General features: G+C 72.8%; 11 protein-coding genes. 1 reads left to right on the top strand and 10 read right to left on the bottom strand.

The features are described 5' to 3' along the window. Nucleotides 1-63 precede the first annotated feature (63 nt). The 10 genes from ACFVHV_RS33190 to ACFVHV_RS33145 all read right to left on the bottom strand — a co-directional run bounded on the left by ACFVHV_RS33190 (nt 64) and on the right by ACFVHV_RS33145 (nt 19,588). Complete coding sequence (locus tag ACFVHV_RS33190) at nt 64-4,512, bottom strand: LamG-like jellyroll fold domain-containing protein (RefSeq protein WP_380356154.1); 4,449 nt, start codon at nt 4,510-4,512, stop codon at nt 64-66. 580 nt (nt 4,513-5,092) lie between these two features. After that, entirely contained in the window at nt 5,093-6,397 is a 1,305-nt protein-coding gene (locus ACFVHV_RS33185; RefSeq protein WP_380356151.1) for an MAB_1171c family putative transporter, read from the bottom strand. Continuing rightward, nucleotides 6,390-6,935 carry a ParH-like protein gene (locus ACFVHV_RS33180; protein WP_380356148.1) on the bottom strand — a complete coding sequence of 182 codons (546 nt, stop codon included), beginning with the start codon at nt 6,933-6,935 and terminating at the stop codon, nt 6,390-6,392. Before ACFVHV_RS33180 ends, ACFVHV_RS33185 begins: the two co-directional genes overlap by 8 nt. 84 nt (nt 6,936-7,019) lie before the next feature. Continuing rightward, nucleotides 7,020-7,442 (bottom strand): XRE family transcriptional regulator, encoded by a 423-nt coding sequence (locus ACFVHV_RS33175; RefSeq protein ID WP_380356168.1) that lies wholly within the window; start codon nt 7,440-7,442, stop codon nt 7,020-7,022. A gap of 284 nt (nt 7,443-7,726) precedes the next feature. After that, nucleotides 7,727-8,422, bottom strand: a complete 696-nt coding sequence (locus tag ACFVHV_RS33170; RefSeq protein ID WP_359906746.1) for a formyltransferase family protein — start codon at nt 8,420-8,422, stop codon at nt 7,727-7,729. A 50-nt stretch (nt 8,423-8,472) separates the two neighbouring features. Further along, entirely contained in the window at nt 8,473-8,670 is a 198-nt protein-coding gene (locus tag ACFVHV_RS33165) for an MbtH family protein (RefSeq protein WP_359906749.1), read from the bottom strand. After that, a complete protein-coding gene (locus ACFVHV_RS33160; protein ID WP_359906752.1) occupies nt 8,667-9,908 on the bottom strand; it encodes a cytochrome P450 in 1,242 nt (413 codons plus the stop codon). The genes ACFVHV_RS33165 and ACFVHV_RS33160 overlap by 4 nt, the downstream gene beginning before the upstream one ends. Next, complete coding sequence (locus ACFVHV_RS33155) at nt 9,905-11,689, bottom strand: type I polyketide synthase (RefSeq protein WP_359906755.1); 1,785 nt, start codon at nt 11,687-11,689, stop codon at nt 9,905-9,907. Before ACFVHV_RS33155 ends, ACFVHV_RS33160 begins: the two co-directional genes overlap by 4 nt. A 37-nt stretch (nt 11,690-11,726) precedes the next feature. Continuing rightward, a complete protein-coding gene (locus tag ACFVHV_RS33150) occupies nt 11,727-13,553 on the bottom strand; it encodes a non-ribosomal peptide synthetase (protein ID WP_359906757.1) in 1,827 nt (608 codons plus the stop codon). Then, nucleotides 13,550-19,588, bottom strand: a complete 6,039-nt coding sequence (locus tag ACFVHV_RS33145; protein WP_380356143.1) for an acyltransferase domain-containing protein — start codon at nt 19,586-19,588, stop codon at nt 13,550-13,552. The genes ACFVHV_RS33150 and ACFVHV_RS33145 overlap by 4 nt, the downstream gene beginning before the upstream one ends. A gap of 664 nt (nt 19,589-20,252) precedes the next feature. On the opposite strand from ACFVHV_RS33145, the gene ACFVHV_RS33140 reads away from it, so the two are divergent. Then, nucleotides 20,253-21,629, top strand: a complete 1,377-nt coding sequence (locus ACFVHV_RS33140) for an MFS transporter (protein WP_359906763.1) — start codon at nt 20,253-20,255, stop codon at nt 21,627-21,629. Nucleotides 21,630-21,667: the final 38 nt, after the last annotated feature.

Here is a 21,667-nt window from a genome sequence, read left to right as displayed (position 1 = left end):
GGGTGTGACGGACCGCGGGCCGGGCGGCAGGAAGCCGCCCGGCCCGCGAAACGGAGGGGGGAATCAGACCCCGGTGGAGGTGTTCAGCTCGACGTTGTAGTCGGCGAGCTTGGTGATCTGCGCGGGGCTCAGTACGCCCTGGTACAGCCAGACGTCGTCCAGCTCACCGGAGAAGTACTCGCCCCACGCGCCGGCCGCCCGGTTGCGGCCGAACTGCACGCCGCCCGTCGCCTCGTAGGGCTGCGGGGCGCCGGTCCAGGAGATGTGCGGGGTGCAGCCGGTCGAACCGTCCGGGCAGCCCTGGTTCTCGATCTGGCCGCCGACGTACAGGGCGAGCCGGTCCGCGAAGGCGTCGTAACTGACCGCCAGGTGCGTCCAGTTCTCCAGGACGGAGGTGGCCGGGGTGTGGGCGGTCAGGGTGCGGACCGCGCCGGTGGCGTCGGAGTCGCGCACCTCGGCCTGCCACTGGCCGGTGGGCTGGCCGTTGGCGTCCTTGCCCAGGGCGTGCCAGCGCAGGGTGACCGCGCTGTTGTTGGCGCCGGCGACGGACAGCACCGTCATGTCCCGGGTCGGGACGCCCGCGGTGTTCGCCCAGCCGGCCAGGGTGAAGCTCTGGCCGGTGTGCAGCGGGACGGAGCCGGTGGCCGCGTAGCCGGTGGAGCCGTCCAGCAGCAGGGTGCCGGGGGCGGGCAGCACGCCGCCGTCGGCCTTGATCGAGGCGCCGCCGCCGAGCTGGGCGCCGGCCTTGGCCGGGCCCTCGTCCGGGGTGACGGCCGGGGTGCCGGTGGCGGAGGAGAGCTTCCAGCGGCCGGCCAGCTGCGGGCGCTGCTGGACCATCGCGCCGGCCTCGGGGCCGGTGACGACGCGGTCGTAGAGGCGCACGTCGTCGATGTCGCCGCCGAAGAACTCGCCGTTGGCGCCCTCGCGGTTGACGGCACCGATCTGCAGCGGGCCGGGGTTGGCCCACGGCGCGTTCTGGGTGTAGTCGGACTCGCCGACCAGGAAGCCGTTGATGTAGAAGCGCAGCTTCTTGGCGGCGGTGTCGGAGACGCCCAGCAGGTGGGTCCACTCGCCGGTGGTGCCGGCGAAGCAGGGCGCGCCGTTGATCTGGGTGCCCGGGGTGCAGTCGGGCTGCCAGGTGCGGACCAGGGTGTCGGCGGAGGTGTCCTCCTTGTAGCGGCCGAAGATCCAGCGCTTCCAGTAGGTGGAGTAGTACAGCGAGAACTCGCTGTTGTGCTGGCCGATCTGGGTGACGGCGATCTTCGCGGTGGTGTCACCGGGGGTCGGCGCGGGCAGCTTGACCCACGCGGAGACCGAGAAGTCCCGGCTGCCGTCGACCTGCGGGCGGGTGCCGCGCAGGTAGTCGTCGACGCCGTCCAGGTGGATCGCCTTGTCGGCGATGCCGGGGCGGCCGAGTGCGACGCCGTTGTAGGCGGTCAGGTTGTCGGTCTCGGCGGTGCCGGCCGGCTTGGCGTCGCTGCCGTCCAGGTGCCAGACCGCCTTGGCGGGGCGACCGGTGGCGAGCTGCTTGTCGGCGGCCACGTCGGAGACCTCGGCCGTGCTGAGGGAGCGGTCCCAGACCCTGACCTCGTCGATCGAGCCGGGCCAGTTGCCGACCCATTGGCCCTTCCAGCGGTTGCGGCCGATCTCCAGCGGGCCGTGTCCGTCCCAGACCGCGTTCGCGGTGGCCGACTTGGCGAGGGTGCCGTTGACGTACAGCTGGATGGTGCGCGTGTCCATGTTCCACACGCCGGTCAGGTGGGTCCAAACCCCGGTCGTCGCGGGATCGGCGGACTGCACGGAGACCGTGGTCGCGTCCTGGTTGCCGGCCGCGGTCTGGACCTTGAAGCCCCATTTGGAGACACCGGCGATGTTCTCGATGCCGAGCTGGAAGGCGTAGTAGTCCGGGCCGCTCTGGCTGACCGCCGCGCGGTTCCAGTCGCCGCCGTTGAACCGGACCCAGGAGGACACGGTGAAGCTGCGGGAGGTGTCCAGCACGGCCGACGATGCCTCGGCGTAGCCGTTGGCGGTGCCGTCCAGGGTGAGGGCCTCCTTGAGGTGGCCGGGCGTCCCGGGGGTGGCGCCGGAGCCGAGGGTGGCCTCGAAGCTGCCGCCGGTTCCGGCGACGGAGGTGCCGCCGGCGGCGTCGTCCATCGACCAGCCGGTGCGCTGCGGCTGCCCGGAGAGCACGTTGAAGTAGTACGTCTCGGGCTGCGAGGCGTTGCCCGCGCCGTCGACGGCCCGGGCGGAGAGGAAGTGCACGCCGGCGGTCTGCGGCTGGACGCGGACGGTCTGTCCGGCGCCGCCGCCGGTGGCGATCTCGTTCGCCGCGGACGGCGAGGTGTCCAGGCCCCACTGGTACTTGACCACGTCGGTCGCGGCCGACTTCAGGGTGAAGTAGCCGTTCCTGCCGACGCCGTCGGTCCAGGGGAGCGCGGCGGTGGCGTCCTTGGAGCCCGGGTAGGCCTCCGAGGTGATCGCCGGGCCGTCCGGTGCGGAGGTGTCGACGATGAAGTAGCAGCCGGTCGGGTCACCGTCGGAGGACCACGGCCCCCACTGCGCGCCGTCCCAGGCGCGGGCCTCCCAGTCGAGCTGGAGGTTCTGTGGCAGGCCGGTGGGCAGCGGCCAGGAGAACATCGAGCCGGAGGCCTTGAAGGTGTCCCACCCCGGTGCGGCGTCCTCCGAGCCGGTGGACCACCAGCGGCGGCGCAGGCCGCTGCCGTCGTCCCAGCCGACCGCGAACTGCACGCCGATGGCCTCGCCGTCCGGGTCGCTCGCCCGGGTGGTGACCTGCGGCATCTTGTTGATCTTGATGCCCGGGTACTGGCAGACCGAGCCCGGCGACATCGTCATGTCGGACATCGGGATCTGGTTGGGTCGCAGGTTGTAGTACACCGACAGGTAGGCGTCGTCGGTGAAGCGCTTCCAGGCGAGGGTGTCGCCCTCGTTCTGGGCCTTCAGGCCGAAACTGATGGTCGGCCAGCCCCAGTTGGCGGCGTCCTGGACCAGGTTGCGCACCGCGCCGTCCTGGCCGTACTCCAGCCAGCCGCCGGGGCAGCTGCCGCTCCAGCCCTTCGCGGTGTTGATGGTCTGCAGGTAGCGGCCCCAGAACCCGGAGGCGTTCTGGCTGTTCCAGTTCAGGCCGGGGGAGATGTAGCCGGTGTTCCACAGCTCGACGGGCCGGGCGTCGCAGGAGTACGACCAGCTCTCGTAGGTGCCGAAGGTGGCGCTGAGGATCTGCTTGCCCACGAACGGGTTGGAGACCTGGAAGAAGGCCCGCTTCACGTCGGTCGGCGCGCACCGCGAGGTGTCGCCGCAGTAGCCGACGCCCCAGTCGTGGACGTAGCTGCTGTTGTACGTGAAGTGCCAGTACGCCTGGTTCGGGTAGCTGCGCGAGACGCCCGCCCAGTCACCGGCGTGCGGGGTGTTCCACGCCGGGTCGATCATCACCGGGTAGACGGTGTCCGCGGCGTCCAGCATGCCCTGGTCGGGCGACAGGACCAGGCCGTCCTTGGGCAGGTCGACCTTGAGCCGGGTCATCTTGGCGCCCTCGCCGGGCAGGTCGCCGTAGCCGGCGGCGGCGAGGTCGCCCGGACCGGCCGCGGGGGCGCCCGGGGCGGGGGCCGCGGCGGGGGCCTCGGCCTGCGGTGCCGCCTGCGGGGCGGCCTTGAACGTCTTGGGGGCGGCGGCCGGAGCGTTCGCCGGGGCGTTCGGTGCGGCGGCGGCCGGGGCGTTCGGCGTGGCGGTCGCCGGGGCGTCCGGCGTGACGGCGGCCGGCTTGGAGGAGTCCCACATCACTGGGACGGGCGCCTCGAAGACGGTGCCGCCGCCGGACGGGTCCTTCGCCTTGAGGGTGCCGTCCGCCTCCTGGCTGACCGTCAGGCCGGTGCCCTGCAGGCCGAGCCGGAGCTGGTCCAGCTCGGGGTTCTTGGCGGCCTCGGCGGTGTGCACCACGATGACCTGGGTGAACCCGGTCCTGGTGGCGGACAGCCGCAGGTCCACGTCCGGCAGGATCGACGCGTACTCGGCGGTCGCGCCGTTGACCTTCGGCTTGGGCAGCGGCTTCGGCCAGCTGAGCTTCAGCTCCTTGCCGGCCCGGGCCATCGTGACCAGCGGTTCGCTGCCGCCGCCGGAGAACCGCAGGTCGGCGGTGGACCCCTTGGGGGCGACGGCGCCGCCGGGCAGCGCCTGCAGCGTCGGGTCGAGCTCCACCCAGGCGCCGTTCTTGCGCACCCGCTTGGGCTGGACGTAGGTGGTGGTCTTCAGCTTGCCGTCGGGCTGGGCGACGGTGTCACTGGTCTCGCTGCGCTTGGCGAGTACCTCGACCGGCTTGCCGCTGCGGGCGGCCTCCTTGACGGCCAGGCTCTCGGCGGTGTCCTGGGAGCCCGTCAGGCCGGGCGGTGGCGTTCCGCCGGTCGCGGCGGCGGCCGGCCCCACCGCGGTCGCGGTCAGGGCGACCGCGGCGAGTGCCGCGGCGAGCAGACTGCCCGACCGTCTTGCTGCTGTTCTCACTGTGCGTAAGCTCCGACTTCCGATATGTGGGCGAAGTTTGAGCGGATCTTTATGGACGCTTAATCAGGTGTCAAAGGTTCATGAGAAAACCGCGCGGACGCATGCCCGTGTCGATGCGTCGTCAGAAGGGGAGCAGCGCAGGTAAAACCGGACAAACCACTTGATGTGCTGTGGCGGAAGTCACATGCCCGGAGCGCTGTCGCGGAGTGCTCCGGCCTCCGGGTGGCGGCGGTGAACGGTGACCGACAGCTTCGAGGCGGCGCCGCGGCGAGTGGCGGGCATCCCATCCCCCGGTTGTCGGTGCTGGTCACCCGGGGTGCCGCGGATGCGGGCGGCGCGGTCCGGGCGGCAGTGGGGGCCACGGACGGTCACCGACGTGCCCCGGAAGCGGGACGCCGGTACGGGGGCGGACGGTTCCCGGGCGCGTCGCGACCGAGGGGGACCGCCCTCGGGACATTTCCGCTCTTTCCGCCTGGCTGTTCGTCAGATTTCTTCGGCGGAATAACTCGGCCTTGCTGTGGTCAAGTTGTCGTCAGGTCGGTGAATCGGAAATGCCGAATCGGGTTCCGGGAAAAGCCGATTAAGGAGCGGAAGGCGCCGCGTCCGGGCTCCGGTCCGCCGCCGGGCCGGCCGGCAGCGGCGGCAGGGTCCGCAGCGCCCGGGCGACCTGCCCCAGCCAGCGGGTCTCGGCCTCCATGCCGCCGGCGTGCGGCAGGTGCGGTTCGGCCGGCGGCGGGCCGCTGCGGAGGGGGCCGTCGGGAGCCCGGGTGCGGGCGCGGCGCAGGGCGGCGGCGATCCGGACGGCCTCGGCCCGCGCGGCGGCGTCGGTGCCGGCGGCTTCGACGGCAGCGGCGTCGGTGGAGGGGACACCGGTGGAAGGGGCCTCACCGGGGCTGCCGTCGGGGGAGGGGGAGTCCTCGGCCGTGCGGTAGCGGCGCAGGATCAGCAGCCCGTCCCGGATCTCGATGACCCGTCGGTAGAGGGCGAGTTCGGCGTCGGCGGGAGGCATCCGGCCGGCGGTGATCCGGCCCGTGGCGATCCGGCCGCTGGTGATCCGGCCCGTGGTGAGGGCGATCTGCGGGAAGGCCGCGTGCAGGGCCCGCCACAGCGGCCCGAGCGACCGGTAGCCGCGGTACGCGGCCCGCCACCGCCGGGCGGCGCGCCCGGCGCGCGCCCACAGCAGCGTGGTGGCGCCGGCCAGCAGCAGGACCGCGCAGACGCGTCCGAGCGCCAGCGAGACGGGGTCCTCGGTGGTCAGTTGACGGCCCGTGCGCAGGGCGCCGAGGACGTCGTCGAGGCCCCAGGCGGCCCAGAGCAGGCCGGCGGCGGTGGTGAGGGTGACCAGGCCGAGGGCCGTGCGCAGGGCCGTGTCGTCGGCCCGGCGGGTCCAGTGGGTCGTCCGGCGCAGCAGGGTGACCAGGCAGCCGGCCACGTAGCCGGTGATGACCAGGTCGTAGCCGGCCAGCGCCACGGGGCCGAGGGCGCCGGTGGCCACCAGTTGGCCGCCCTCCTCCCGGGGCCGGGCGAGCAGGAACAGGACGGTCGCGGCGAGGACCGCGAGGGCGGTGCCGACGCAGCGGCGGCGCAGCGCGCGGGGGTCGGCCTCGGGGCGGCGCAGCGCGACGGCGGTCAGTGCGAGGAATCCGGCGGAGCCCGTCCGGAGGTGGTCGGTGAGCATGCCGGTCAGGCCCGCCAGGCCGGTTCCGTGGTCGATGTCCACCCCGGCCCGGGCGGCCGTCAGCGCCAGGAAGGCGCCGAAGCACCAGGCGAAGCAGCAGGTGAAGAGCAGGGCCGGCGAGCGGCCGCGGCGCCGGCCCGCGAGGAAGCGGTAGGTGCCCAGGCCGAGCAGGAAGGCCGCGGCGAGGGCGAGGACGGGGTCAGTCATGCGGGCCGGTCGGGCGGCGGGTGCCCAGCAGGGGGGAGAGCCGGTGCGCCCACTCGGCGTCGCGGGGCTCCGCGCCGGACGGCCGGCCGCCGGGCAGCAGGGCGCGCTTGAGGATCAGCGAGGCGAGCAATTCCGCCTCCTGCTCCTGCGGTTCGAGGTAGACGGTGCGTCCCAGGACCTTCCCGATCAGTGCCGGGGACAGGTGCGGCAGCAGGCCGCGGGTGAGTCCCGGGTCGGCCGGGGTGCCGTCGGTGTGGCCCAGCAGGAGGTGGGCGTACTCGTGCACCAGGATGTGCTGGCGGTGCACCTCGCTGGTGTCCTCGGCGTAGACGATGTAGTCGGCCTGACCGGTCGTCACCAGCAGTCCGCACGGCGCCCCGGGCCGTGCGGGTACGGCGATCAGGTCGATGGGCCGGCCGCGGTCGCGGGCGAGTCGGGCGACGAGCTCGGCGGCGTCGAACGGGTCGGGGAGTTCGAGCGAGTCGCTGATCGCGCGGCAGCGCCGCATCAGTCCGCCGTGCCGTCGGATCCACCGCAATGCGCGCCTCACCTGTCCGCCGGGGCCGGCGTGGCCGGTCGGCCGTCGCGTCGCGGGGTGCCTCCCGGTGGCACCGCGTCGTGCTCACCGGGAGGGTTTGCCCCTGGCAGCCTCCCGGCGAGCGATAGTCTCGATCACATCGGAGACCGTGTCCAGGGCTTCGGGCGAGAGTTCCACCGCCCGCAGTGCCATGTTCCGGACGCCGGCGTCCCGCAGCGCCTCCAGGAGGGCGAGTTCGGCGAGGATCTCCTCGGACCGGTCGTCGAAGAAGTAGGCGGGCGAGACCTGGAAGAACCGTGCCAGGGCTTCCAGGTGACGTTTGGTCGGGTTGTCGCGCCTGCCGGTGCGCAGCTGCCACAGGTAGGTGGCCGAGAAGGTCTCGCCGGTGGCCTCGCGGCAGGCGCGCGCCACGTCCTCGTTGCTGTACTGCTCCCGGTTGGGGCGCCGGACCGTGCGGAACAGCGTCTCGATCTTCTCGGCGAGCGAACTCGCCCCGGCTCCCGCCATCTCCGCCTCCTGCGCCACCTGGCCTCCTGCGCCACCACTGCCGGTTCGGGCGGCGCTGGTGCACGGGGTCGGCCGCCGGGGAACCATCGTAGCTTCGGGCACGGCGCCGGTGTCGGGCCGTGCCGTTTCCCGGCCCCCTCGCGGGCGGGAGGGGGTGTCGCGCGCGGGACGGCGGCAGCGGTGGAAGACGCCGCGGCAGGTGCCCCCGGAGTGCCGAACACCCGGGGACACCTGCCGAGTCGACCGGATCGACACCGTTCGGTCGTCGGGCCGGTACGCGGTTGTCACCCCTCGTGCAGCGCCCACTTGTTGCTGTCGACCCGGGTGTTGCCGGGCAGGGCGATCAGTTCCGGCTTGAACAGCGGCTGGGTGTCCATCGCGGGTTCCCAGGTCGCCAGCTTCTCGTCCTGCGGGACCTCGATCCGCCGGTCCGCGGCGAGGTCGGCGACCACCTTCAGCAGCAGTCGCACGCCCAGCGGAGCCAGGTGGTCGCGCCACAGGCTCTGCGCGGTCGAGCCCGGGGGCACGAACAGGTGCTCCTGGGCGGCGAGCGGGCCGCCGTCGGTGCGCTCGGTGAGGTGGTAGACGCTCCCGCCCGTCACCTTGTCGCCGTCGCGGATGGTCCATCGGATCGCGTCCCGGCCGCGGTGCAGCGGCAGCAGGCTGGGGTGGTACCCGATGGTGGCGACGGTGGCCCTGGCGCGCGTGTTGCGGCCGAGGAAGGCGTGCGAGTGCGCGGCGACGATGATGTCCACCCCGTCCGGGATGTGCATCGCGCGCAGTTCGGCCGAGTCCGTCCAGGGGATGTCCCGGGGGAACGCCCAGGCGCGCAGGCGGTCCCAGGCCATCGCGTCGCTCTCGTCGGACTTGCCCTTGCGCAGCCGGGGCGCGGCCGCGCCGACGATCTTGTGACCGTTGTCCAGGAGGGCTTCCGCGACCTGAACCGCGAACGCCCCTTGTCCTGACATGTAGATGTTCATCCGCACTCCTGCGGTCGCTGGTTCGGGTGGTGGTCGCCGTCGGGTCGCCGTCAGGCCGCCGGCGTTCCCACCGCGGTGGTGAAGTGCTGCTCGACGTAGTCGAGGGCACCCTCACGGTCCGGGCAGGAGTGGACGATCCGCCAGCCGTCCGGGACGGCCAGGTGCGGCCGCCACAGCGCGTACTGCTCGTCGGCGTTCACGACGACCAGCCAGTCGCCCTCCCCGCCGTCGAAGGGGTTGCCGCTCATCGGTCGACCTCTTTCAGTCCGGAGTGATCGGGATCGAAGCGCACCGGCATGGTGGAGAACCCGGTCAGGAAGTTGGACCGGATGGGCAGCGCCTCGTCGGTCTGCTCGAAGCCGACGGTGAAGTCCCGCAGGGCCTTGAGCAGTTCGGCGATCTCCACCTTGGCCAGGTACGAGCCGACGCAGAAGTGCGGGCCGTAGCCGAAGGCCAGGTGCTTGTTGGGGGTGCGGCCGAGGTCGAACTCCTCGGGCCGCGCGAAGACCCGCTCGTCGCGGTTGCCGGAGGCGTGCCACAGGGTGACGATGTCGCCCTGCCGCAGCCGCACGCCGTGCAGTTCGGTCTCCCGCTCGACGCTGCGCCCGAAGTGCATGGTGGGCGAGGCCCAGCGCAGCACCTCGTCCACGGCGGTCTCGACGGCGACCTCGCCCTGCTTGAGCCGCCGCCACTGCTCGGGCTGGGCCGCGAGGGTGCGGACGCAGTCGATCATCGTCAGCCGGCTGGTCTCGTCGCCCCCGATGATCAGGCTGTAGCAGTTCAGCACGACGTCCTCGTCGGTCAGCGGCACCCCGTCGATGGCGCTGCCGATCAGCATGCTGATGACGTCCTCGCCCGGTGACTCGCGCCGCTCCTCGACGATGTCCATGAAGTACATAAGGATCTCGTTGCGGGCCATCTCGGAGTCGACCTCGTCGACGTCCTCGTCGTCCGCCGAGAGCGCGGTCTTGGTCAGGGAGAGCAGGTAGTCCCGGTCCCGCTCGGGCACGCCGAGCAGGTTCGAGATCGTGGTCATCGGGATCCGGCTGGCGATCTGCTCCGCGAAGTCGCAGCCGCCGGACTCGACCGCCTCGCGGATCCACTGCCGGGTGTTGACCCGGACGGTCTGCGCGACCTCGTCGAGCACCCTCGGCGAGAGCACCCGCTGGAGGATCTTGCGCAGCTCCAGGTGCCGGGGTCCGTCGGTGACGGCCAGCATCCGGCCGGCCCCGGCGTCGCCGCCCTCCAGGAGGGTGACGAGCACGTTGCCGCGCTGGGACGTGAAGTTCACGTTGTCCCGGTAGGTGGCCATGATGTCGTCGTAGCGGGAGAGCACCCAGAACCCCCGACGGCCGCCGACCGGCGGGTTCCAGTGCATCGGTGCGGTGTCCCGCAGGGTGCGCCAGAACCCGACGAGGTCGTGGTCCGCGAAGGTGGCCGGGTCTCCCAGGTCCAAGGTGTCCAGTGCCGGTGTGCTCATGGTCACCAGTCCGTACGCCAGAACCGGCGGGGCTGGAACGGGTAGGTGGGCAGCGGCACGCGGCGGCCGGCCTCCCCGAGGTGCAGGGCGTCGAAGTCCACCTGCTGGCCGGTCACCCAGGCGGCGGCCAGGTCGGACAGCGCCTCGTGGTCCCGGCCGGCCGGGACGATCCCGCTGTCGTTGCGCGAGAAGGCGCCCGGGTCGGTCCGCGGGGCGGCGGCGGTCGTGGTGGCCGCGCCGCGGGCGGCGTCGTCGGACAGCGCCGCGATCAGCTCCTCACGGCTGCGGACCACGGCCGCCCACCGGCGGGCCATCACCTTGCGGCCGAGGTTGAGGGTGAAGCAGACGTCGTCCAGGCGCAGGCCGGGGTTCGCCTCCAGCCACTCCTTGAGGCGGGTGCGCTGGCGGCCCAGCGCGTCGTCGTCCAGGGCGGACAGGGTGGCCAGCCGCGGCCGGCCCTCCTCCTCGGGGGCGCGCTCGGCGGGCGCCGGCGCCTCCTCCAGCAGCAGGTGGGCGTTGTAGCCGCCGCCGCCGATCGAGGTGATGCCCGCGCGGCGGATGCCGGCCTCCGGCTCCCAGGCCGCGCCCTCGATCTGCGGCACGAAGGGGGTGCTGGGGAAGTCGAGGTCCTGGTTGACCTCCGTCAGGTTGATCGTCGCCGGGAGCGTCTTGTGGTACAGCGCCAGCGCGGCCTTGATCGCGCCGAAGCCGCCCGACACCACGCCGCCGTGGCCCACGTTGCCCTTGACCCCGCCGATCGAGGTGGTCGCGGTCTGCTTCCCGAACGCCATGGTCGCCGCGTGCACTTCGAGCTCGTCGGTCATCGGCAGGCCGAGGCCGTTGGCCTCGTACATGGACACGGTGTCCGGGGTGACGCCGCCGACCTCCATGGCGGCGGCGATGCAGGCGCTCAGCCGCTCGGGCTGGGCCAGGCCGTACGCCATCGCGCTGACGCCGTTGTTGTTGACGGCCGAGCCCCGGACCACGGCGTAGACGTGGTCGCGGTCGGCGACGGCCTGGCCGAGCGGCTTCAGCAGCACGGTGACCACGCCGCTGGACAGCGCGGTGCCGGTGCCGTTGGCGTCGAACGGGCGGCAGTGGCCGTCCTTCGACAGGATGCGGTTCTCCTCCCAGAGGTGACCGCGGGGGTGCGGCAGGCGGACCATCGAGCCGCCGGCGATCGCCATGTCGCTCTGGCCCAGCAGCAGCGACTGGCAGGCCAGGTGCACCGAGTAGTGGAAGCCCGCACAGACGGCGGCGACGGTGACGGCCTCGCCGGTGAGGCCCATGTAGTACAGCGCGTTGGAGGTCATGGTGTCCGGCGACCACGCCAGGCTGGCCTCGATCGCCTCGGGGCCGACCGACACCCGGTCCGGCGGGGAGCTGTAGAGCGCGGCGGTCTGCGGGTTGTTGGCGCCGTACATGCCGATCTCGGCCTTGAGCCGGTCCGGGTCGTAGCCGCCGTCCTCCAGCGACTCCCAGGCGCTCTCCAGGAACAGCCGGTTCTCCGGGGTCATCGCGGCCGCCATCCGGTCGCTGATGCCGAACACCGACGGGTCGAACTTGTCGTACGTGTCGAGCACGCCGCAGGCCCGTACGTAGAACGGGCTGTGGATCAGGGTCTCGTCGACGTGGATGTCGTCCTTGGCCAGGAAGGACACGGTCTCCCGGCCGTTGACGAGGATGTCCCAGAACTGCTCCTTGGTGCGGGCACCCGGTGCCCGCAGGGACATGCCGATGATGGCCACGTCACCCGGGTCGTACTCCTGCTCGGGGCTGTCGGTCATGGAAGGCTCCTGCTTCGTGTCGGGTAGGGGGCGTGACTCAGCGGCCGGTGGCGCCGCCGCGGCCGCGCAGGGCGGCACGGCGGGCGCCGGCCCGCTGGCGGGCCGACTGGACCACCTCGGGGGTGGCGCCGAACTCGTCGTCGAGCCAGCGGGCGAGGGAGGCGATGTCGCGGAAGCTGAAGAGGTCGGGCACGCGGACGCGGCGGTCGAAGCGCCGGGTCATCAGCCGGGCGAGGCGGACGAGCAGCAGCGAGTCGCCGCCGAGGTCGTAGAAGGCGGACTGCACGTCGATGGTCGACGGTTCGAGGTCGAGCAGCTGGCCCCAGATCTCCGACAGCGCGATCTCGGTCGGCGTGGTGGCGGCGGTCAGCGGCCCGTCGGTGTCGGCGGCCGGCGGCTCGGGCAGCGCGTTGCGGTCGAGCTTCCCGCCCGGGCCCAGCGGGAGGGCGTCCAGGAACACGAGCGTCGCGGGCACCATGTAGTCGGGCAGTTCGACGGCGAGCCTGCCGGTGACGGCGCTCTGGAGCGCGGCGTCCAGCCGGGGGCCGTCCTGCGGCGCGCCGTCGCCCGCGGGCACGACGTAGCCGACGAGCCGGTTGCCCCGGACGGTGGCGGCGGCCTCCCGGACCTCGGGGCAGGCGGTCAGCCGGGCCTCGACCTCCTCCAGCTCGATCCGGTAGCCGCGCAGCTTGACCTGGTGGTCGGAGCGGCCGAGGAACTGGAGTTCGCCGCTCTCGGTGAACTTGACGACGTCCCCGGTGCGGTACATGCGCTCGCCGCTGCGGAACGGGTCCGGCAGGAACCGCTCGGCGGTGGTGCGCGGCCGGTTGACGTAGCCGTGGGCGAGGCCGACGCCGCCGAGGTAGAGCTCGCCGGCCTCGCCGACCGGCAGCGGCTTCAGCTCGTCGTCGAGCACGTAGACCAGGTCGGTGGTGGTCGGCGGGCCGATGGTCGGCTCGTCGGTCCCCTCCTCGGGCACCAGCCCGAACGAGCAGAAGACGGTGCCCTCGGTGGGGCCGTAGGCGTTGAACACCCGGGTGGCGCCGGTCTCCTGGTAGGCCCGGTCGACCAGCTTGCGGCGCAGGGCCTCGCCGCCGAACACGATCGAGCGCACGTTCGGGGGCAGGGCGCCGGCGTCGAGCAGGCCGTTCATCACCGACGGGACGACGGACAGGTGGGTGACCCGGTCCACGTACCGGCTCTCCGGCAGGTGCACGGCGCTCTCGACGAGCACCACGGCGCCGCCGCGGCACAGCGCGTTGAAGATCTCCATCACGGACAGGTCGAAGCAGATCGAGCTGGCGGCCGAGACGCCGCTCAGGTCGCAGCCCTCCAGGACCCGGTCCATCTCGGCGAGCATCGCCACGGCGCCGGAGTGCCGCACGGCCACGCCCTTGGGCCTGCCGGTGGAGCCCGAGGTGTAGATGACGTACGCGGTGTCCTCGGGCACGACCGCGACGGGCTTCGCGCCGGCCTCGGTGGTCACGCCGTCCCCGAGCACGACGACCGTCGGCCCGGGCGGGCAACTGGCCCGGGACGCGGGCGTGGTGAGCAGCAGGCGGGTCCCGCTGTCCTGGACCATGAAGGTCAGCCGGTCGGCGGGGTAGTTCGGGTCCAGCGGCAGGTAGCAGGATCCGGAGCGCAGGGCCGCCAGGACGGCGACGAGCAGGTCGGGGGTGCGCTCGACGCAGATGCCGACCGGGACGCCGGGGCCCGCGCCGTCGGCGACCAGCCGCTCGGCCAGCACCCGGGACCGCTCGTTCAGCTCGCCGTAGGTCAGGACGCCGGCGTCGGAGTAGACCGCGGTCGCGTCGGGGTTCTTGACCGCCTGGGCGATGAACTCGGAGTGCAGGGTTTCCGTCACTTGTCCGTCTCCTTGGGGAGGCCGGTCGGCGCGATGTCGCCGAGGGCCTGGTCGGGTCGGGCGATCGAGTCGAAGAGCACGGTGCGGTACAGCGCGAGCAGGGCCGTCACGGTCCGCCGCTCCAGGTAGCTCGGCTTGAACTGGACGTGGCCGGCCACCCTGCCGTCGATGTCGGCCATCGAGATCTCCAGGTCGAACTTGGCGAGGTGCCGGCGCACCTGGAGCGGTTCGAGCGGCAGCGCGCCGTCCGGGGCGATGGTCTCGCCGACGCCGTGGAAGAGCTTGACGGAGCGGGGGAAGGCGTCCGAGGACAGCCAGTTGACCACCACGTCGAACCAGGGGGAGCGGCCCTCGGCGCGCGGCGGCTTCAGCTGGGAGGCCAGCAGGTCGAGCGGGTAGTTCATGTGCTCCAGGAGGCCGAGCGAGTAGGCGTGGACCTCGCTCAGCAGCTCGCGGAAGCTCCGCCCGCCGGAGGGGTTCGCCCGCACCAGCACGGTGTTGAGGTAGTAGCCGATGGCGGACTCCCAGCCGGGCTCGGCCCGTTGGGCGATGGCGGTGGCCAGCACCGAGTCCTCGGTCCCGGCCGCGCGGTTGAGCGTGGCGAAGAACCCGGCCAGCACGACGGTGCTCACCGACACGCCCTCGCGCACCGCGAACTCCCGCAGCAGGCGGGTCTCCTCGGCGCTCCAGCGGAACGCGATGTCGCGGCCCTCGTAGGTGACGCCCGGCGGCCGCTCCTTGCTGGAGAGGTCGAGGTGGGCGGGCGGGTCGGCCAGCTTCCGCGACCACCAGTCCAGGGCCGCCTCGGCCGCCGGACCGGCCAGCCACTGCCGCTCCCACTCGACGAACTCGGTGTACGGGGCGACCGGCGCGCTGCGGGCGGGGTCGGCGCCCTCGTAGTACTCCTGGAGTTCGCGGATCATGACGTCGGCCGAGGCCGCGTCCGACGCGATGTGGTGGACGAGCACCATCAGGTAGTGGTCGGAGGGTCCGCGCCGCATGAGGACGATCCGCACCAGCGGCCCGTTGTCCATGTCGAGCGGCTCGTGCCCGTACTGGGCCAGCTCCTCGCGGGCCTGCTCGTCGTCCAGGTCGGAGGTGTCCACCACGAGGAACTCGTACACCGGCTCGTCCAGGACGACCTGGTACGGGCTGCCGCCCGCCTCCACGAAGACGGTGCGCAGCGCGGGGTGCCGGTCCAGCACGGCCCGGACGGCGTGCTCCAGGGCCTCCTCGTCGACCGCCGTCCGGATCCGGGCGGTCACCATGAAGTTGTACGGCACGGCGTCCGGCGCGACCATCTGCATGAACCAGAGCGAGGCCTGGCCGTGCGAGGCCGGCGCCACTTCGAGACCGAGGCCTTCGGCGCGCAGCTGCTCCAGCGCCGGCGCGTCGGTGGCCTCCAGCAGCCCGCGCGCGTCCAGCTCCTCCACCAGCTCCTCGGCGTCCAGTTCGGACAGGTCCTCCAGGAAGGACCGCTTCGGCGCGGCCTCGGGGACCGGTACGGGCCGGGCGGCCGCCGCCGGCGCCTGGGGCGCCTGTGCCGCGGGGGCGGGGGCGGCCGGTCCGCCGGAGAGCCCGACGAAGTGGCCGACGACCTCGGCGATGGAGCGCCCGTCCAGGAACACCACCGGCGACACCCGGTGCCCGAGCACCGCCTGCATCCTGTTGACGAGGCGGATGGCCAGCATCGAGTCGAGGCCGAAGTCGCGCAGACCGGCGTTCTCGTCGAACCTGCTCACCGGCACGCCCAGCGCGTCGGCCAGTTCGGCGAGGACGACCTCCGGCACCGGCCGGTCCGCCGTGGCCGGGGCCGCCGCCGGCCGCACCTCGACCGGGGCGGCCACCGTCGCGGCCGGGGCGACGGCCGCGGTCCCGACGGCCGGGGCGGGCGCCGCCGCGGCGCGGGGCTCGGTGTCGATCCAGTAGCGCTCCTTCTGCCACTGGACGAGCGGGGTCTCCACGAGTTCGACGTCGTCGGCGAAGAGCGGGTCGAAGGTCAGCGGCAGGCCCCTGACGTACAGCGAGGCGGCGGCGCCCAGCAGGCAGCGGACGTCGCTCTCCTCGCGCCGCAGGGAGTTGATCGCGTGCACCTGGACGCCGCGGGACAGTCCGATCTCCTCGACCGCGCCGCGCAGCGTCTCGTGCGGGCCGATCTCGATGAAGGTGGAGACGCCCCGGTCGACCAGCGCACCGATCGTCTCGGCGAACCGGACCTGGTTGCGCAGGTTGTGCACCCAGTAGTCGACGTCGGCGACCGGGTTCACCGTGTCGGCCAGCGCCGTGGAGTGGAAGGGGATGGCGGGCGCCAGCGGGGTGATGCCGTCGATGCTCTCGCGCAGCGGCTCGATCAGCGGGTCCATGCCGGGGCTGTGCACCGGCCGTTCGACCCGGATCCGCCGGACCGAGACGCCGTCCCGCCGGAGGTCGGCCTCCAGGGCGTCGACGGCCTCGGGCGAGCCGGAGACCGCCGCGCTGGTGGGGCTGTTGACCACGGCGACGGCGGCGTGCTCGGCGTACGGGGCGAGCCGCGGCTGCAGCTCCTCCTCCGGCAGGTCGACCGAGATCATGGCGCCCTCGGCGGCCTTGCGCTCCAGCAGGTGCGAGCGCGAGACCACGACCCGGGCGGCGTCCTCCAGCGACAGCGCGCCGGCCACGCAGGCGGCCGCGACCTCGCCCAGGCTGTGCCCGACGACGGCCGTCGGCTCGATGCCCAGGTCGAGCCAGACCTTCGCCAGCGAGACCTGCAGGGCGAACAGCACGGGCTGCTGGAAGTCCATCTCCTCGTACCGGGCCTCCTCCGCGGGGGCGGCGAGGTGGTCGAGCACCGAGAAGCCGCCGGCCGCGCGCACGGCGGCGTCGCAGGCGTGCATCGAGGCCCGGAAGCCGGCGTGGGAGCGCAGCAGTTCGCGGCCCATGCCGACCCACTGGGTGCCGCCGCCGGAGAACACCAGTGCCACCCGCCGGTCGGCGTTGCCGGAGACCGTGCCGGTGACCACGTCGGGGTGCGGCTGCCCGGCGGCGACCCGGGCGAGTCCGTCCAGGACGTCCTGCCGGTCGCGGGCGAACAGCGCGATCCGGTGGCTGTGGTGGGTGCGCCTGGCGGCGAGGGTGTAGGCGAGGTCGGAGACCCGCAGGCCGGGGTCGCGTTCGACGTGGTTGGACAGCTCGCGGCAGGTGTCGGTCAGCGCGCCCGCGGTCCGGGCGGTGACGGGCACCAGGTGCAGCTGCCCGTCGGCCGCGGCGTCGCCCGGGCTCGGCGCGACGTGCCGTCCCCGGTCGCCGGCCAGGAAGGGGTGGGCCGCGACGGGGTGCCCGGCGGCGTACAGGGCGCCGAGCGAGCCGAGCAGGGTCGAGGCCTCGTCGGCGCCGCGCCGCAGCGAGGGCAGGGTGGTCGCCGGCAGGATCTCCGAGGCCGACTTGAGCAGGAGGGGGTGCGGGCTGATCTCGATCACCGCGTCGACGTCGTGGTCGCGCAGCTTCGTCAGGGCGTCGACCACCCGGATCTCCCGGCGCAGGTTGTCCGCCCAGTAGTCCGGTCCGAGCTCCGCGCCGTCGACGAGTTCGCCGGTGACCGTCGAGATCATCGGGATGCGGGTGCTCCGGGGCCTGATGCCGTCGAGCTCGACCTTCAGCGGGGCGAGGACGTGGTCGACCAGCGCCGAGTGCGGGGCGTGGCCCATCCGCACCCGGTGGTTGGTGACGCCGGCCGCGGTCAGCCGCTCGACGAGGTCGTCGATCTCCTGCGGAGTGCCGGTGACGAGCGTGGAGCTGAGGCCGTTGTAGCCGGAGAGGGTGAGCCCGCCGGTCAGGTGCGGCCGGACCTCGTCCGCGGGGGTCATCACCACGATGCCCTCGCCGCGGCCCACGGCCAGCAGCTGGAGGAGCCGGCCGTGGTGGGCGGCCAGGCGGGAGGCGTCGTCGAAGTCGAGGGCGCCGGCGATGTGGGAGGCGGCGAACTCGCCGACGCTCTGCCCCACGACGACGTCCGGCTCCACCCCCAGCGAGCGCCAGGTCTCGGCCAGCGCGACCTGCAGGGAGAACAGCAGCGGCTGGAAGACGTCCATGTCGTCGAGGCGGCCGTCGGGGGCCAGCAGCTGTTCGACGAGCGAGAAGCCGAGCAGCTCCCGCATCCGCTTGTCGGACTTCATCATGGAGCGGCGGAACACCGGCTGGCCGGCGAGCAGTTGGCGGCCCATGCCGACCCACTGCGAGCCGTTGCCCGAGAACAGGAACGCCACCCGCGGCCGGCGGCCGGTCTGCTCGCCGACACTCAGTCCGGGGGCCTGCGCGCCGCTGCCGAAGGCGTCGAGGCTGCTCCTGAGTTCGGCCATGTCGCGGGCGGTGGCCGCGAGCCGGAACGGGCCGTCGCCGGGCGTGCGGCGGCAGAGCGCGCGCAGGTCGGTCGCGTCGCGCAGCGCCCGGGCCCGCTCGGCCAGCGCCTCGCGGGAGTCCGCGGCCAGCAGCAGGAGCGAGGCCTCGGGGCGCGGCAGTTCCTCGACGGCGACGTGGCAGATCGAGCCGCCGAACCCGAACGAGCTGACGCCGCCGCGGCGGGCGTCGGAGTGCCGCGGCCACGGCTCCAGCCGGTCCTGGACGGTGAGGTTGTACTCGTCGAACAGGATCTGCGGGTTCGGCGCGGTGTAGTGCAGGCTCGGCGGCAGCACGCCGTTGCGCATCGACATCGCGAGCTTGACCAGGCCGACGATCCCGGCGGCCGCCTCCAGGTGGCCGACGTTGGACTTGACGGAGCCGAGCCGCAGCGGCTGCGGGCGGTCGCCGCCCAGGACGGCGCCGATGGCGTTGGCCTCGATCGGGTCGCCGAGCGGCGTCGCGGAGCCGTGGCACTCGATGTAGTCCACGAGGTCGGGGGAGATGCCGGCTCGCTGCCAGGCGGTGCGGAGCATCTTCTCCTGCGCCTGGGGGTTGGGCGCCGTCATGCCGTTGCTCAGGCCGTCGTTGTTGGAGGAGCTGCCCTTGATCAGGCAGTACACCGGCAGGTCGCGCTCCAGTGCCACGCTCAGCGGGGCGAGCACGACGACGCCGGCGCCCTCGCCGCGGACGTAGCCGTTGGCGCGGGCGTCGAAGGACTTGCAGCGGCCGTCCGGGGCGAGCGCGCCCATCGCGTCCATGGCGGTGTAGTAGTCGGAGACGAAGCTCAGGTTCACGCCACCGGCGAGCACCAGGTCGCTCTCGCCCAGCTGGATCGACTGGCAGCCCACGTGCACCGAGATCAGCGAGCCCGCGCAGGCGGAGTCGATGGCCATGCTGGGGCCCTGCAGGCCGAGGATGTAGGAGACGCGGTTGGCGATGATGCCGTCGTGCATGCCGGTCGCGGTGTGCGGGGTGATCTGGCTGTCGGGGCCGCGGTAGTGCGCCAGGGCGGCGTAGTCGCCCCAACAGGAGGCCATGAACACGCCGGTGTCACTGCCGACCAGGCTGTGCGGCGCGATGCCGGCGTCCTCCAGCGCCTCCCAGGACAGTTCCAGGATCAGGCGCTGCTGCGGGTCCATCTGGACGGCCTCGCGGGGCGAGATGCCGAAGAACAGCGGGTCGAAGCGGTCGATGCCGTCGATGAATCCGCCCCAGCGCACCCGGTCGTTCAGCAGCTCGCGGCGGGCGCCCGGCACCGGTCCGACGGCGTCGCCGCCCTCGACCAGCAGCCGCCAGAACGCGGACGGGTCCGGGCCTCCGGGGAACCGGCAGCCGATGCCCACGACCGCGACGGGCTCGTGCGAGGGCGTGCGGCGCCGGGTGGTCGGGGCGGGCTCCGCGGCACGCGGGCCCTCGACGAGTGCCCGGGCCAGGCCGTCGACGGTCGGGTACTGCCACATCCAGGTGGCGGGAACCTGCCAGCCGAGGAACTCGGACAGGGCGGCCGCGAGGTTCACCGACTTCAGCGAGTCCAATCCGTACCGGTGCATCGGCGCCCACCGGTCCACCGAGTTCGCGGACAGGTCCAACAGCTCGGCAAAACGGGATAGCAGGAAGTCCGTGACGGCGGATATGTCTCGCGCTGCGCGCTCTTGGGGCATGGCGACTCCCTCAGCAGGGCTGGTGAAATGGGCGGGTGGAGCTTCACAACCGATCGTTCACAAGGGGGGCTCGTCAGGTATTCCGTATCAAGGCAGTTCGACTGCGAATGCTGGATCCGACCTGTACATGACATGCATGGACGTGCGACCGGGCACCACTGCTCCTCGCGCGGGGAGGGGGGAAGGGCTGCCCGAAGCTCCGGCCGAGCGGTGTGGTCGTGCATGGTGACGACGGCAAACTTCGAGGTGACGCGGGTGGTCGCGATTCAGCGGCTCACTGTGGAATTCTCGCCGCCCCCGTGCGGCCCTGCCGGTGGATCTGTCGTGCAATCTCGCTGCCGGGATTTCGCAGTGCCGCTTTCTTTCGTCCGCCCTTGAGTGCGGAGAGTCCGGCGACTCCAGGATTGCGCACTTTGCGGGCCGGTTGAAGCGCTGGCGAGATTTGATCGCCAAAGTGTCCGATTCGATCTCCTCGGACGGTACCGTTCAGTTCCATCTGCGGGCGCGGGGCGGAGTGGACAGCGGACGATCGACCAATGCAAGCTGTCCGCATGGCAGTTGACAAATTTGATAGGGCGTCAGCCGATGCCAACAGCTCCTTACCCGGACGCAGCGACCACCTCGGGCGGGCACTCACCGGCCGCGACTTCCACGGCAGGCCCGCATGACCGACACCACTGACACCACCGGCGACACCACCGGCGCCGCGGCCTCACCGGTCCGCCGGCCGGGACTCGCACTCGGCGTCCTGGCCGGGGCGCTGGCCCTGGACGTGAGCGGCCTCGGAGTGCTCAACGCTGCGCTGCCCTCGGTGGGGGAGCGCTTCCACCTGGACGAGAGCACGCTCCAGTGGGTGATGACCGCCTACGCCGTCACGTTCGCCGGCTTCCTGCTGGTGGGCGGCCGACTGGCCGACGTGATCGGGCGGCGGCGGGTGTTCGAGGCAGGCGTCGCCCTGTTCACCGTCTCCGCGCTGGTCGGGGCGGTGGCCCCCAACACCGTGACGCTGCTGGGCGCGAGAGCGGTCCAGGGCATCGGCGCCGCCCTGTCGGGGCCGGCCGCGCTGGCCCTGCTCACCGACACCTTCCCGGCCGGTCCGGCGCGCAACCGGGCCTTCGGGGTGTACGCGGCCGTCGGCGCCGCGAGCTTCAGCGGCGGGGTGCTGCTGGGCGGCGTCCTGACCGAGTTCTTCGGCTGGCGCTCGGTGCTGTGGTTCTCGGTGCTGGTGGGTCTCGGCGTGCTGGGCGCGACGCGCATCGGACTGCCCGGCGGCGTCGGGCACCGCGGTCGGCTGGACCTGCCCGGGGCGATCACGGGCACGCTCGGCCTCACCCTGCTCGTCGTCGGTGTGAGCAGCAGCGGCGCCACGGCGTGGATCGTGCTAGGCGGCGCGGTGCTCTCCCTGGTGCTGTTCGTGGTGCGCGAGCACCGCACCGCCGACCCGGTGCTTCCGCTCGGCCTCCTCCGGATCGGCTCGGTGCGGGAGGCGAGCCTGGCCGCGTTCCTCCAGTACATGGGCTCGGTCGGGATGCTGTTCTTCGCGCCCCTGTACCTGCAGGGGATGCTGCACTACTCGCCCTTCGAGTCCGGCATCGCCCTGGTGCCGATGTCCCTGGCCGTGTTCCTCACCGCCAACTTCGCCACCGGGCGCCTGCTGGCCACGTACTCCCCGCGGACGCTGATGGCCGTCGGCCTCGTCCTGATCGGCGTGGGCACCGGCCTGTGGCTGGGCACGCCGCAGGACGGCAACTACGTGCTGCACGTACTGCCCGGTCTGGTGGTCAGCGGCATCGGCCAGGGGCTGAACTTCCCCTCGATGACGTCCGCAGGCCTCTCCGGCGTCCCGGAGCAGCAGCAGGCCGTCGCCGGCGCGGTGAACGTGGTGACGCAGCAGATCGGCGCCAGCGCGGGCGTGGCGGTGATGGTCCTGGTCGCGGGGACCAGCGCCGACCAGCTCGCCGGGTACCACCTCGCCTACGTCACCGCCGCCGTCGCGTGCGTGGTGGGTGCGGCGGTCATCGCCGTGAGGCGACGGGCCTGATTTCTCCTCCCGGGGGCGGTGGCCGGCGTGAGCCGGCC

The organism is Kitasatospora sp. NPDC127116 (genome assembly GCF_042677365.1).
In the GTDB taxonomy this organism is placed as follows: domain Bacteria; phylum Actinomycetota; class Actinomycetes; order Streptomycetales; family Streptomycetaceae; genus Kitasatospora; species Kitasatospora lactacystinica.
The sequence above is the reverse complement of the archived record's forward strand: the minus strand, read 5'-3'. Positions and strand labels throughout refer to the sequence as shown.